Here is a 13,399-nt window from a genome sequence, read left to right as displayed (position 1 = left end):
TTGGCTGAATTTGTATGTTTGGTTGCTTTTTTTTCTATGTTATAAACTGTATCGTAAACAATGAGAAAGGTTCAGCTAGTAGGAATCAATTACATTCTACTAGAAAAGTTGAATAATACAGGAATTTATAACTGTTAACGGAGTTTTGCAGCAGATTTAATGAAGCCTATTGAAAGCATAAAAGAAAGGTTGGAAACACATGAGTGAACAATATAAAAGTCGTGAGGAACGAAAAAAACGACAAACTCAACAGAATAGTAAAAAGAAAAAGAATAAAAAGAAAACTGGATTATGGAAAAAAGTAATCTTAAGTTTATTTGCCATTGGAATTATCGGTATGATTGCTGGAGGTATTACCTTCGCGGTTATCGTATCAAATGCCCCTCCTTTGGATGAGAAAAAATTAAGAGATTCTTTCTCGTCAAAATTATATGATATGAATGGTGATGAAATATCCGAATTCGGACAAGTGAAAAGGACTTATGTTCCATATGATGAAATCCCTAAAGTTCTTGAAGAGGCAGTTCTTGCTACTGAGGACGCTCGCTTTTATGAGCATAATGGAGTAGATTTTATTCGAATTGGTGGAGCATTTGTTGCAAATGTACAAGAAGGCTTTGGTGCTGAAGGTGGTAGTACGATTACACAGCAGGTCATCAAGAATTCAATTTTGTCTCATGAAAAAACCATTACACGTAAAGTACAAGAGCTTTGGCTAGCCTTTCAATTAGAACAAAACTATTCAAAGCAACAAATCTTAGAAATGTATTTAAATAAGATTTACTTCCCTGGAAACATATATGGAGTTGCACAAGCAGCTGAGTCGTTCTATGGTAAGCCGCTCCAAGAATTAGAGCTACATGAGGCTGCAATGATTGCCGGAATACCGCAAAGTCCAAATAATTATAATCCGAGAACGAACCCCGAAAGTGCGGAAAAACGCAGAAACATTGTGTTAACACTAATGGCTAAGCATGGGTATATTACGGAAGCAGAAGCCGATGAAGCTAAAGCTATCCCTGTACAATCAACTGTTGTAGAAGCTACAGAAAAAGCAAATCCTTATCATGCATTTGTAGAAGAAGTCATAGAAGAAGTGAAGGAAAAAACTGATATTGATGCTGGAACTGCAGGTCTTCAAATTTATACAACACTAGATCCAGATGCCCAAAAAACTGTCGAGAATGTCCTAAATGGAGATTCTATTAATTTCCCTGATGAGGAACTTCAAGCAGGTATTTCCCTAATTGACACACAAACAGGTGAAATTCGAGCAATTGGTGGTGGTCGTAACCAACCAGTAGGTGGATATAACTATGCAACAGATACGCGAAGACAGCCAGGGTCAACAATTAAACCAGTTCTTGACTATGGTCCTGCAATTGAACATTTAAAATGGTCTACCTACGAACAAATTACAGATGAACCATACACATATAGCAATGGAACACCAATAAACAATTGGGACACCAGTTATAAAGGTCAAATGTCAATGCGTGATGCTCTTGCTTATTCAAGAAATATTCCAGCTTTAAAAGCTTTACAAGCAGTTGGATTAGATAAAGCAGAGGAATTTGCAGAAGGAATAGGTATACCAATTGATAACATGGTTGAGTCTTATTCAATTGGTGGATTCACTAATGGTGTATCTCCTCTTCAAATGGCTGGAGCTTTTAGTGCTTTCGGTCATAATGGTATTTACATTGAACCACATGCTGTTAAAAAGGTTGTATTAAGCGATGGAACTGAAATTAATCTGGAACCAGAACCAAAACCGGCAATGAGTGATTATACAGCATTTATGATAACTGACATGATGAAATCTGTTGTACGTTATGGTACTGGTACTGCCGTATCCCTTTCTTCTGTTAATATCGCTGGTAAAACAGGCACAACCAATTTTAGTGAAGAAGATAAAGCCAAATATAATGTTCCAAACGGAGCTGCTAAAGATGCTTGGTTTGTTGGGTATAATCCTAATTACACCGCTGCCGTTTGGACTGGATATAACATCACTAAAGATAGTGAAAAAGTTTATTTAGAAGGGAAAGAACAAAAATTAGCTCAAGCAATGTTTAAAGCTGTTTTTGAAGAAGTGGCATCGGGCGATACCTCCGATTTTGAGCAACCAAACAGTGTCATTAAAAAAGCAATTGAAAAAGGCTCAAAAGATGCTGTATTAGCAAGTGATTACACACCATCCAATCGGATAACATATGAATATTTCGTTAAAGGCACTGAGCCTACACAGGTTTCTAAGAAATTTGAAAAGCTCGACAAACCTTCGGGCTTACAAATAAATTATGATCAAGTAACAAACTCAATTAGCATTAATTGGAACTACAATGAAAGTCAATTGGAGAATGTATCCTTTGAGGTGAGTCAATCCATTGATGAAGGACCCTACCAAGTTGTAAATAAATCAAAAGGTATGAAATATGAGATCGCTGATGTTATACCTGGTGCCATCTATTCCTTCCAGGTTGTTGCCATTAGTGATGATGATGAAAGCAATAAAAGTGATGCTGCTGTCACCAAAGTTCAAGTACCTGAGCCTGAAGTTGATGTACCGGAATTACCTGGTGAAGAAACCAATGATGATGAAGCAGATTCAGAGGAAGATACTGAATCAGAAATAGAGGAAGATGAACAGAATTCCGATAATGAACAAGACTCTGAAGAAGAAAACGAGCAAGAAGAAGAACAAGATCAGGAACAAAATGATCAACAACAAGAACCTGCAGTAGAAGCTACAACACCGACACCAGGTAACAACAACAATAAGAAGAAAAATGAAAAAGAAACAAATGAAAGTGAAGAATAATAGCTAAATTAAAGCCACCAGCTAAATTGCTGGTGGCTTTTATAGTTCTTTCATGGCTACAGCCTTATAATATATCTTCTCAAGTTCAATAAATAACTGATCAAGCTGTATATATGCATGATACTGGGATGGTTTCCTCATAATATATTCTAGACGTTCCTCACAATTCATAGGTTTTCGTTTTAGTTCATATAAGTTCATACTCTGAGGAATAACACTTTTTACAGGTTTATAATTAAGATAAAAAAGAGTTAGTAGAAATAAGGATAGATAATAATGCATCCTATCCGTAATATTTCCCTTTCCCCTCTTTTTATAGAAATCCTCAATTATTTCCGTTTGCTCCTGCCGTTCTTCAAAAATAATTGGAAGATATTCCTTAGGATTTTCCCAGGGTCTCATTGTTCTCTTCCACTCTAGTGCATAAAAAATATCGAAGTAAAATGGTTCTTCCCTAATGACCTCAAGAAAATCAGACTCTGTGGTAGGATAGAGTTTACGTTGCTCCTTGTCTTTATAGAGATTAAATGAGGAGGGAATAATTATATCATTATCCGATTGCTTCATTACTTCAACGCTGCCTTTTTTATTCGTTTTTGTCCTTCTCTACAGAGATGTACTAGCGGACAAACTTCACATTGAGGAGACTGTGCTTTACAATGATATCTTCCAAAGAAAATTAATCTATGATGTGTATCTGACCATTCCTCTCTAGGAATTTTTTTCATAAGAGTTTTTTCAACTTCTAAAACTGAGTCTTTCCATCTGCATATGCCTAAACGCTTACTAACTCTCTCAACATGTGTGTCAACTGCAATAGCTGGCACTCCAAAGGCTACAGACATCACTACATTGGCTGTCTTTCTTCCAACTCCTGCTAGCTTTGTTAATTCAGTATGATCATTTGGAACAATTCCATTATAATCCTCTAAAAGTGTTTCACACAATTTGCGAATATTTTTAGCTTTGTTCCGATATAAGCCAATGGATTTTATATCATTTTGCAATTCTTCAAGAGTAACTGCTAAGTAATCCTCCGGCTTTTTATATTTTTGAAAAAGAGTTTTTGTTACTTTATTGACTAAAGCGTCTGTACATTGAGCAGATAGCGCGACAGCAATAACCAGTTCAAATGGGTTGTCATGGATAAGCTCACAATGTGCATCTGGGAACATTTCAGTCATAGTATCTAAACATTCACGAATTTGTATTTTAGTTAACATTCATTGAACACCTCATAACATTCACATGTAATTAAAGTTGTTTATCCTAAAACTATTTATTTCATCTTACTTATAAGTAACAAATAACGTTAGAAAGTGAATCAATTTCATAAATCCTTCTTTTTAAAAAAACATTCTCTTAGAAAAGAGCTTGAGTTTAACTCTTAAGAAGTTTGTTACTGATTTAGCATGGCATTGATCCGATCTACCCAAAAGCCATAATCAAGAAGGAATACGATATTTTAATCACTAACTATGTTTTTATAGATGGAAAAGTAGTTTCTAATCTTCGGGTAGGACTAAACTTATTCTTCTTGTAGCTCAAGCAAACTTCCTTGTCTTAGAATAAGCACAGGGAATTTTCCTCCAGTCTGAAGTTTGTGTTGTGCTTACTTATGTCGACTTTTTGGGAGTTAGTCTCTTTCTGCTTCTTGAAAAGCCTTGAGGCCCTTAGGATTCAATTTATGAATTGTCTTTAAAAAGAAACCATTTAAAAAAGAGCTATCTCTTTAGCTCTCTAGCCAATTATAAAAAGGTACCTTTCTCTGATACTCTTCATTATTAGTTTGGTTGCTTGTCGTAGAATTTGCTTGATGCTGACGAAATTTCTTCGAATGATTTCTTGCTTGATCAATTGTTCGAATACCGTTCTTTTTCCATTCAAATAAGATACGATCAATGTATCTGAAATTTAATTTACCTGACATAACAGCTTCCCTTAGCGCAGCTTTAATAATAACGGGATCATATTCATCTTGATCAATCCAGATGGCTAATGATTCACATTCAAAGGGGGATAATGGTCGTCCAAATTCCTCTTCAAAAATAGTATATAGGCTTAAATCCTCTTTTGATTGTTGTTCTTGTTCTTTTACCTTCGATTCACTCTCTAAATACGTATATAATTTATCCCATAATGGCTTAAGTGAATAATATTCACAAAGTATCATGTTTTCTTCACTTTCTTCTATCATTAGGAAACCTTTTTGAATTAAACTTCTTAATATGGACGTACATGTAGTAACTGATATCGACATATATTCAGCAAGTTCAGAAGGGGTTGGAAAGGAATTTCCTAGATGTTTAAACTTTTTCACTTGAAGAATAACCATAAATTCTTCTTCTGTTAAACCTAATTTACTATAGTAGTCAAACAAGATAACGGGTATTGTAACATGACCTGTTTCCTGTATATAAATAAATTGTTCTCTGTTCATAAACACACCTCGTTGTTAAGTATACCATGACATGGTTATACTTTGTACATCTGTATACTCGGATGTTTTTCCCAGTTCGATTATTGTCATGGGTACAGATTAGAAAGGAGCCATCTCCTCTAGCTCTGATAAAAAAAACCTGAAAGATAAGAAAAAAACCGACTCTTAAACACTTAAGAGTCAGCTTCAACCTTACGGATATAAACGATTTAATAGTCTTGGGAAAGGAATAGTTTCACGCACATGTTCCACACCACTTATCCAAGCAACTGTTCTTTCAAGACCAAGTCCAAACCCAGAATGTGGGACAGAACCATATTTTCTTAACTGTAAATACCACTCATATGCTTCTTCATCTAAGTGATGCTCACCGATACGTTGTTTAAGTAATTCAGCATTATGAATACGTTCCGAACCACCAATAATTTCTCCATAACCTTCCGGAGCAATTAAATCGGCACATAAAACAACATCATCTCGGTTAGGATCAGGTTGCATATAGAATGGCTTTAAGCTTGTCGGGTAATGGGTAATGAATACAGGTTTATCAAAACTCTCAGCAATTGCTGTTTCATGAGGGGCACCAAAGTCATCTCCCCATTGGATTTCAGTAAACCCTTTTTCATGTAAGAATTTAATCGCATCATCATACGTAATACGAGGAAATGGTGCCTGAATTTTTTCTAATTTTGACGTATCTCTACCTAGAGTATGAAGTTCTAATTGACAATTTTTCAGTACGCTTTGGATTACATAAGAAACATATGTTTCTTGAACCTTCAGGTTGTCTTCGAATTCATAAAAAGCCATTTCTGGTTCAATCATCCAAAATTCAATTAAGTGACGTCTTGTTTTTGATTTTTCAGCTCTAAAAGTCGGACCAAATGAAAAGACTTTTCCAAGTGCCATAGCAGCGGCTTCCATATATAGCTGTCCACTTTGTGAAAGGTAGGCATCTTCGTCAAAATACTTCGTATGAAATAATTCAGATGTACCTTCAGGAGCACTTCCAGTTAAAATTGGAGGATCTACCTTCACAAAACCTTCATTATTAAAGAATTCATACGTGGAACGAATGATCTCATTTCTTATTTTCATCACTGCATGCTGGCGTTTTGAGCGTAGCCATAAATGACGATGATCCATTAAAAACTCTGTACCATGTTCTTTCGGTGTAATTGGGTAATCCTCAGATTCCGAAATAACCTCAATACTCGTAATACCTAATTCATATCCAAAAGGAGAACGTTCATCTTCACGAACAATTCCTGATACATATAATGAAGTTTCTTGTGTAATGGACTTCGCTTTTTGAAAGATCTCTTCTTCCACTTCTGCTTTAACAACTACTCCTTGTATAAAGCCTGTCCCATCTCTTAATTGTAAGAATGCAATTTTACCACTAGAGCGTTTGTTAGCTAACCATGCACCAATGGTGACTTCTTTTCCTACAAATTTTCCTACTTCTGCAATCGTTGTTTTCACGTATTTATTCCCTCCATAAAGCTACGATGTTAACTTTTTATGTACACTTACATTTTCTTATTATACTTTTTTTAATGGATTGTAGCAATCACGTTCAGTTGACAGTATTTACATTCTTCTAATGATAATGAAAAATAGTATAAAAAAGTCGCTTTAAAAACATTACTTTACTCGCTTGTAAGGTTTTTCAAGGCCATGTGCTTAATAATTTCTCCTGTACTAAACTGTACATAATCAAATGTATATCGATTTAATTCATCTCTATATTTAACTTCCCAAATAGGTATGTTGTTATCCATCCCTATTTTCACGGAGATTAATTTTGTTACTTCGTATTTGCTTTGTACATATTTTAAGGCCTGTGATGACGTGATACCATCTTCTTGTTTTTTTACGATAATCTTCTTATTCTTCTCTTCAGTAGTTTGTGGAACCCATACATAGATCTTATCATTGCTGTTTGTTCTGCCTGAAATAATATGATATTGTTGATCGGCATTATAGGTTGCCACATCATCAATAACTGTTAAATTCCCTTCATTTTTTGCTATTTCCTCTGAAGCTGAATGTCCTTCATTATATTGCTTTCTTGCAGAATGGTATGTTGAGCCGTAAATCCAAATAACTGCAATCATAACAAGGATTAGAATGGAAGCTAAGATAAGCGTTTTTTTTCCCATTTATTACACTTCCTTAAGTACGATAAATGGTAAAGACTGCTTTTGATTGATCCTCTTGGTCAAGTGCAAGTCCAAACATTAAATTTTCTCTTTTTAGAGTTCGGTTTAATACATCAACTACTTTATATAAATCATCAGAATGATCAACTGTAACTGTTGATACGATTTCTATTTTACTTTCCATTACAATTTCCTCCTACATCACACAAATATTGTTACTTATATGTCACTACCCTCTGGATAGACTAAAAGTACAACAACATTATACATTTTGTTGTTCTAGTTCATTATACCAGGTGAACACTTTAGCGGCGAAAAAATTTACTCCTACCCCCACCATTTAACGGCTGATTTATTAGGTTGAATCAGCCAATTTTTTACTCTTCTGTTATCCAATTTTCTATTGAATGTGTAAGATATTGCATCGGTTTATGTTCAACCTCAATAGCTGGAATTGAAGATACAAAATCTTTCCCGTAATTCGATTGAATAATCCTATTATCTAGTACGAATAAAAAGCCTCTATCATTTTCATTTCTAATAAGACGTCCGAATCCCTGCCTAAATCTTAAGATTGCTTCTGGAAGCGAATAATCATAGAACGAACTTCTTCCTTCATCTTCAATTTTTTTACTTCTAGCCTTTACGAGCGGTTCTTCTGGAGAGACAAATGGAAGTCTAACGATGACTAAGGCTTTTAGATTCTCACCGATAAAATCAACGCCCTCCCAAAAACTATTCGTTCCTAATAATATTGCTTGTTCATATTGTTTAAAGTTCTTAGTTAATCTGGTTGTACTTCCATTACCTGTTCCTTGTCCCATTATAATAAAGTCCTCAAGTGTAGGGTCTTCTTTTAACAATTGATATGTTTTTTTCAACATTTCATATGATGTAAAAAGCACAAGAAGTTTACCATTTGTAATATTAGCTACACTGCCTATATTCAATGCTATTACTTCCGAGTACTCGTCTAGAGTCACTTCATTTACTGCAGGCACATCACTAGGTACAAATAATTTCACTTGTTTTTCAAACTGAAATGGGGACTGATAATTTATTGTCTCTGGGTAAAAATCACCTAAACCTAGCGCATGAATAATATAACTAAAAGATCCCTTAACAGTTAATGTTGCGGATGTAAGAATAACACTTTGCTTTTTTGCAAAAAATTCATCTGCTAAATATTCTGTTACCTGAATCGGCTGAGCATATATTGAGACAGCATTCTTAGCACCTTTTGTGTCAATTTCAATCCATTTTACTACTTCTTTATCATTTTCAAAGAAGAGGTATTGGATATTCTCCTTAAATTGCGTAAGCATTTCGTATTGTTGAATGAACTCATCGTGATTAAGTTTTTCTTTAATTGAACGTTGAATGGTAGTCGAATCTTCCATTTGCCTTAATATAGAGTATAAAAGATTTAAATAATCTTTTAGTAAGAATTGTATCCTTCCAGAGATTTCCAATTGTGCATTCCATACGGCATTATTTTCTGTTTCAGTATAAAAAGAATAGGAAGAACGATTCGCTGTAGGATTCTTTTTTCTCTTCAATACATATGCATGGAGAGCAGAGAAGAATTGATGTGTTTCTTCCTGTAATTGTGAATGTATCTCATCACATTTTTTTCCTATTGCGTCAGCTAAACTAGAATCCTCTAATAGTTTTAGTTCCTTAGAGAGGATCCCATTCATCTTCGATAGTCCTAATCTTGAGAGAACATGATGAATGTGTAAATAACTAACACGCAGACCTAATTGTTCACTAGCAACCCTCTCAAAACGATGAGCTTCATCAATAATGACTTCATCATAGGGGGGTAATGTTGGAATTTCCTTTTGCATATCCATTAACAACATAGCATGAGTCGTAATAATAATAGATGACGACAAAGCTTTTGTTCGCGCAGACTGATAATAACAATACGCTGAAAAAGGATTATCTTTAAAGGAGGTTCGATCAACGTGAAGTTGATCCCATAATACTTTACCCCCTGATGGTAAATTTAGCTCATCAAGGTCACCTGTAGTTGTCTCTGTCAGCCAAATTAATATTTGAGCCTTACTAAGTGTATAGTCATAATTATCATCCAGCTCATATAAAGACTGCTCGAACTTTTGGAGGCATAGGTAATGATTCTGCCCTTTTAATATTGCCGCTGAAAAATGAAATGGGAGAAGTTGTTTTAATACATCCATTTCTTTCTCAACAATTTGATTCTGGAGATTATTCGTATATGTACTGATAAGTAACGTTTTATTTTCTTTTTTTGAATAAATAATAGCCGGGAGTACATAGGCTATCGTTTTCCCAAATCCTGTAGGTGCTTCCATTAGAGAATGCTGATGATTTTGTAAGGAGGTATATACGTCTTTCATCATCTTTATTTGCTCATTTCGCACATGATACTTAGGTATAACTTCTTCGATATTTTCTACTTGATTTTTAAACGTATCCAATATCTCATCCAAATTTATTACTTCTTGATTTTTTGAATTTTCATCAGTTATTTGCTTTCTTTTTCTGATTGTTAACGAACGTACAGTCTCAAATTCTTTTTCACGGACATCTTCCGCCTTTAATAAACGCTCTGAAATAATTTCTTCCATTACTTCATCTAGATCACTTATAAATGAAGACGAAAGTTTTAGTAAGTGTTGTAATGTTCCTAAAGGTAAGCTTTTAATTTTTTGGAAAATCGTTACTAATAATAATGCAGTTGCTTCCGCATCACTATCCGCTCTATGAGGATTTTCATGTAACATATTAAATTTTTCACTTAAATCAGAAAGCTTGTAGCTAGCTTCAGTCGGAAACGTCATTCTAGTTAACTCAACTGTATCTAAAATAGGCCCCGTGAACTGTAACTCACAATGTTTAAATTCTTCTTGTAGAAAAGAAAGGTCAAAATAAACATTATGAGCAACAAAATAAGAGCCATCTATTAATGTAAATATTTCATGTGCGACTTCTTCAAAGGTTGGTGCGTTCATTACCATATCATTGGTAATACCTGTTAACTGTTCAATGAATAATGGAATAGATTGTAACGGATTAACAAAGCTCATATACCTATCAACAATTAGTCCATTTTCAATGACAACTGCAGCAATTTGTATTATTTTATCTCCTTTTTTAGGAGCATTTCCTGTTGTCTCTATGTCGACGACAACAAAACGTTGTTCGCTCATTCATGACACCTCTATTATAATAAAACCTTACGATCATTGATTATATACATATTTTATCATTAACTTATCAATGATAAATATGACTACTTTCCACATATACTATACCATATGATGAAAAGAAAGACTCTTATTGTCTATAAGAATAGCGAGAGGACCTTATTTAGTACATTCAGTCTAGGGAATAATTCTAGTTACATTCCTTAACATAGAAAAAGGACTGACTCACTTTCCTTTTATCTTACATCGATAAAATAGAAAATGACGAGTCAGACCTCTTACTGTATGTTATCTGTATGAAATGATATTATTACATAATCGTTGCAGCAGGCTCTTGACCAAGCATCTCAACAATGTTATTGTTCTCATCCATAATTGCAATTTTTGGTTTGTGATCAGCTAATTTTGAGTCTTCAATTAGTGCATAAGTGAGGATAATCACGACGTCCCCCTCTTGTACTAGTCTAGCTGCTGCTCCATTTAAGCATACAACTCCACTACCACGTTCACCTGGTATAATATAAGTTTCTAAACGTGCACCATTATTATTATTTACGATTTGCACCTTTTCATTTGGTACCATTCCTACAGCATCTATAATATCTTCATCGATTGTCACACTGCCTACATAATTTAAGTTTGCTTCTGTTACACGTGCGCGATGAATTTTAGCATTTAGCATTGTTTTAAACACACTATTCTCCCCCAATTCATGGTTAAGCTTGGCTCTTTTCTTACACTTTGTTACAATTCAATATGAAGTTTAAAATATTGTATTCAAATTGAAATATCCTGGTAAATAAGAAGAAAAGTGTTCCTCTCCCTATTCAGAGAGAAACAATCTTGTACCAGGAAGCCATAGTCTAAGATCTTATTATTAATATGTTAATTAAAAATTGTCAATTAGAAAGATTATTACCCCTAATAGTTTTACAAGATTGCTTGAATCCTTACTAGACTTAAACGTCCAACGTAATATTATCAATTAGCCTAGCATTTGTAAACTTAACAGCTACTGCTATAATCACTTTCCCTTTTATTACCTCTATGTCCTGGAGCTCCGGATACGCTAGAACTTCGATATAATCAATTGTTCCTGAAGTATTTTGTTCAATAGATTTCATCATCTGTTCAATAATAATGTCCTTACTCTTTTCTCCATTTTTTATGGCAGTTTCCGCAATGGTAAGGCTCCGGTATATTGCAGGTGCTTCTTTTCTTTCCTGTTCTGATAATTTTACATTTCTAGAGCTTTTAGCAAGACCATCTTGTTCACGAATCGTCTCAATAGCTCTCAATTCAATTGGGAAATGGAACTCCTTCAATAAACCTTCTACAACAGCAACTTGTTGAGCATCTTTCATACCAAAATAAGCCCTATTCGGTTGTACGATATTAAATAACTTCGTTAAAACTGTTGCTACCCCATCGAAATGCCCAACTCTCGATCTGCCACAGAGCACATTCACACGATTTTTGACGATTACAGTATAGGAAGGTTCACTTGGATACATTTCAGCTACATCCGGACTAAAGACTAAATCGACTCCACATTTTGCTGCAAGTTCCAAATCTCTTTTTATATCTCTAGGATACGAATCGAAATCTTCATTTGGACCAAACTGAAGAGGATTAACAAAAATACTTAAAATGACAATATCATTCTCTTTTCTTGCTGCTTCAATTAAATTGAGGTGTCCTTCATGGAGATAACCCATAGTAGGAACATACCCAATTGTGTTTCCTAAATGCTTATATTGATGAATTTCAGTATTTAACTCATTTATAGACGTAAGCTGTTTCACTTTAGAATTCCTCCATACAATGAAAGGAGCTCTTCCTCTTTCATATTAAATGAGTGTTTCTCTTCTGGAAACTCCCTTTTTTTCACTTCATTTATATACTCACCAATTGCTTTTGTAGCTGTGTCTGCTATGGAAGAATACTGTTTTACAAACTTTGGCGTATACCCACTTCCATAACCAACCAAATCATGGTAAACAAGTACTTGACCGTCCGTTTGCTTGCCGGCACCGATGCCTATAGTAGGTATTGCTAAAATCTGTGTTAACTCCTTAGCCAATTGTTGTGGTACACACTCTAACACAAGAGCAATAGCACCTGCTTCTTCGCATTTCTTTGCATCTTCCATTAGTTTTCTTGCAGCCTCTGCATCTTTCCCTTGAACCTTGTATCCCCCTAGAACTCCTACAGATTGCGGTGTTAATCCTAAATGAGCAACAACAGGAATTCCTGCTAAAGTAAGCGCTTCAATTATTGTAGTAACACCTTCTGCACCTTCAACCTTTACTGCATCCGCTCCACCTTCTTGAATGATTTTCGCGGCATTTTTCAATGTTTCTTCTCTAGAAAGGTGGTATGACATGAAAGGCATATCTGTTACAATATACGTATTTTTAGCACCACGCTTGACAGCTTTCGTATGATGAATCATATCGTTAACTGTTACAGGCACTGTAGAATCATAGCCTAATACAACCATTCCTAATGAATCCCCAACTAAGATCATATCTACCCCAGCTTCTTCTGCTTGTTTTGCAGTCGGATAATCATAAGCAGTTATCATAGTGATTGGTTCAAGTTCATTTTTCATTCTCGTAAAGTCTAATCTTGTTTTCATTTATAACCCCTCCTAATAGGATCTCGTCATATTTTGTTTCGCTATCACAACTAAAAGACAAATTTGTTTACTGAAAATTCGCCTTTGCATTTGAAGATAGCTAAACGTAAGGTGTCTAGCAGACTTTCTTGTGAA

Annotated in this window: 11 protein-coding genes; 1 reads left to right on the top strand and 10 read right to left on the bottom strand. The window is 34.7% G+C overall.

Annotation, left to right across the window (positions count from 1 at the left end; all coding sequences use genetic code 11):
- Nucleotides 1-199: 199 nt before the first annotated feature.
- On the top strand, nucleotides 200-2,824 hold the full coding sequence (locus A9C19_RS07840; RefSeq protein WP_072579429.1) for a PBP1A family penicillin-binding protein: 2,625 nt from the start codon (nucleotides 200-202) through the stop codon (nucleotides 2,822-2,824).
- A 39-nt stretch (nucleotides 2,825-2,863) separates the two neighbouring features.
- Here A9C19_RS07840 and A9C19_RS07835 read toward each other — a convergent pair whose 3' ends face one another.
- The 10 genes from A9C19_RS07835 to panB form a co-directional block, all read right to left on the bottom strand.
- Nucleotides 2,864-3,391 (bottom strand): YpoC family protein, encoded by a 528-nt coding sequence (locus tag A9C19_RS07835; protein ID WP_072579428.1) that lies wholly within the window; start codon nucleotides 3,389-3,391, stop codon nucleotides 2,864-2,866.
- Nucleotides 3,391-4,047, bottom strand: coding sequence for an endonuclease III (gene nth, locus A9C19_RS07830; protein WP_072579427.1), 657 nt, complete (start codon nucleotides 4,045-4,047; stop codon nucleotides 3,391-3,393). The genes A9C19_RS07835 and nth overlap by 1 nt, the downstream gene beginning before the upstream one ends.
- A 509-nt stretch (nucleotides 4,048-4,556) precedes the next feature.
- Nucleotides 4,557-5,264, bottom strand: a complete 708-nt coding sequence (locus tag A9C19_RS07825; protein WP_072579426.1) for a DnaD domain-containing protein — start codon at nucleotides 5,262-5,264, stop codon at nucleotides 4,557-4,559.
- Between the two features lie 192 nt (nucleotides 5,265-5,456).
- Entirely contained in the window at nucleotides 5,457-6,749 is a 1,293-nt protein-coding gene (gene asnS, locus A9C19_RS07820) for an asparagine--tRNA ligase (RefSeq protein WP_072579425.1), read from the bottom strand.
- Nucleotides 6,750-6,916: 167 nt separating this feature from the next.
- On the bottom strand, nucleotides 6,917-7,429 hold the full coding sequence (locus A9C19_RS07815; RefSeq protein WP_072579424.1) for a cell wall elongation regulator TseB-like domain-containing protein: 513 nt from the start codon (nucleotides 7,427-7,429) through the stop codon (nucleotides 6,917-6,919).
- A 13-nt stretch (nucleotides 7,430-7,442) separates the two neighbouring features.
- The gene (locus A9C19_RS07810; RefSeq protein ID WP_072579423.1) at nucleotides 7,443-7,613 is read right to left on the bottom strand and encodes a YpmA family protein; all 171 of its coding nucleotides are present in this window, start codon (nucleotides 7,611-7,613) and stop codon (nucleotides 7,443-7,445) included.
- Nucleotides 7,614-7,806: 193 nt separating this feature from the next.
- Nucleotides 7,807-10,626 carry an ATP-dependent DNA helicase DinG gene (gene dinG, locus A9C19_RS07805; RefSeq protein ID WP_072579422.1) on the bottom strand — a complete coding sequence of 940 codons (2,820 nt, stop codon included), beginning with the start codon at nucleotides 10,624-10,626 and terminating at the stop codon, nucleotides 7,807-7,809.
- Between the two features lie 307 nt (nucleotides 10,627-10,933).
- Entirely contained in the window at nucleotides 10,934-11,317 is a 384-nt protein-coding gene (gene panD, locus A9C19_RS07800; RefSeq protein ID WP_072579421.1) for an aspartate 1-decarboxylase, read from the bottom strand.
- Nucleotides 11,318-11,582: 265 nt separating this feature from the next.
- The gene (panC, locus tag A9C19_RS07795; protein WP_072579420.1) at nucleotides 11,583-12,428 is read right to left on the bottom strand and encodes a pantoate--beta-alanine ligase; all 846 of its coding nucleotides are present in this window, start codon (nucleotides 12,426-12,428) and stop codon (nucleotides 11,583-11,585) included.
- The gene (gene panB, locus A9C19_RS07790) at nucleotides 12,425-13,264 is read right to left on the bottom strand and encodes a 3-methyl-2-oxobutanoate hydroxymethyltransferase (RefSeq protein ID WP_072579419.1); all 840 of its coding nucleotides are present in this window, start codon (nucleotides 13,262-13,264) and stop codon (nucleotides 12,425-12,427) included. The genes panC and panB overlap by 4 nt, the downstream gene beginning before the upstream one ends.
- Nucleotides 13,265-13,399 lie beyond the last annotated feature (135 nt).

It is taken from the genome of Bacillus weihaiensis (genome assembly GCF_001889165.1).
In the GTDB taxonomy this organism is placed as follows: Bacteria; Bacillota; Bacilli; order Bacillales; family Bacillaceae; genus Metabacillus; species Metabacillus weihaiensis.
This window is presented reverse-complemented; position numbering and strand designations above follow the sequence as displayed.

Coding starts and splice junctions, on each gene's coding strand:
- A9C19_RS07840 (WP_072579429.1), top strand. CDS start 200: ATGAGTGAACAATATAAAAGTCGTGAGGAACGAAAAAAACGACAAACT.
- A9C19_RS07835 (WP_072579428.1), bottom strand. CDS start 3,391: ATGAAGCAATCGGATAATGATATAATTATTCCCTCCTCATTTAATCTC.
- nth (WP_072579427.1), bottom strand. CDS start 4,047: ATGTTAACTAAAATACAAATTCGTGAATGTTTAGATACTATGACTGAA.
- A9C19_RS07825 (WP_072579426.1), bottom strand. CDS start 5,264: ATGAACAGAGAACAATTTATTTATATACAGGAAACAGGTCATGTTACA.
- A9C19_RS07815 (WP_072579424.1), bottom strand. CDS start 7,429: ATGGGAAAAAAAACGCTTATCTTAGCTTCCATTCTAATCCTTGTTATG.
- A9C19_RS07810 (WP_072579423.1), bottom strand. CDS start 7,613: ATGGAAAGTAAAATAGAAATCGTATCAACAGTTACAGTTGATCATTCT.
- dinG (WP_072579422.1), bottom strand. CDS start 10,626: ATGAGCGAACAACGTTTTGTTGTCGTCGACATAGAGACAACAGGAAAT.
- panB (WP_072579419.1), bottom strand. CDS start 13,264: ATGAAAACAAGATTAGACTTTACGAGAATGAAAAATGAACTTGAACCA.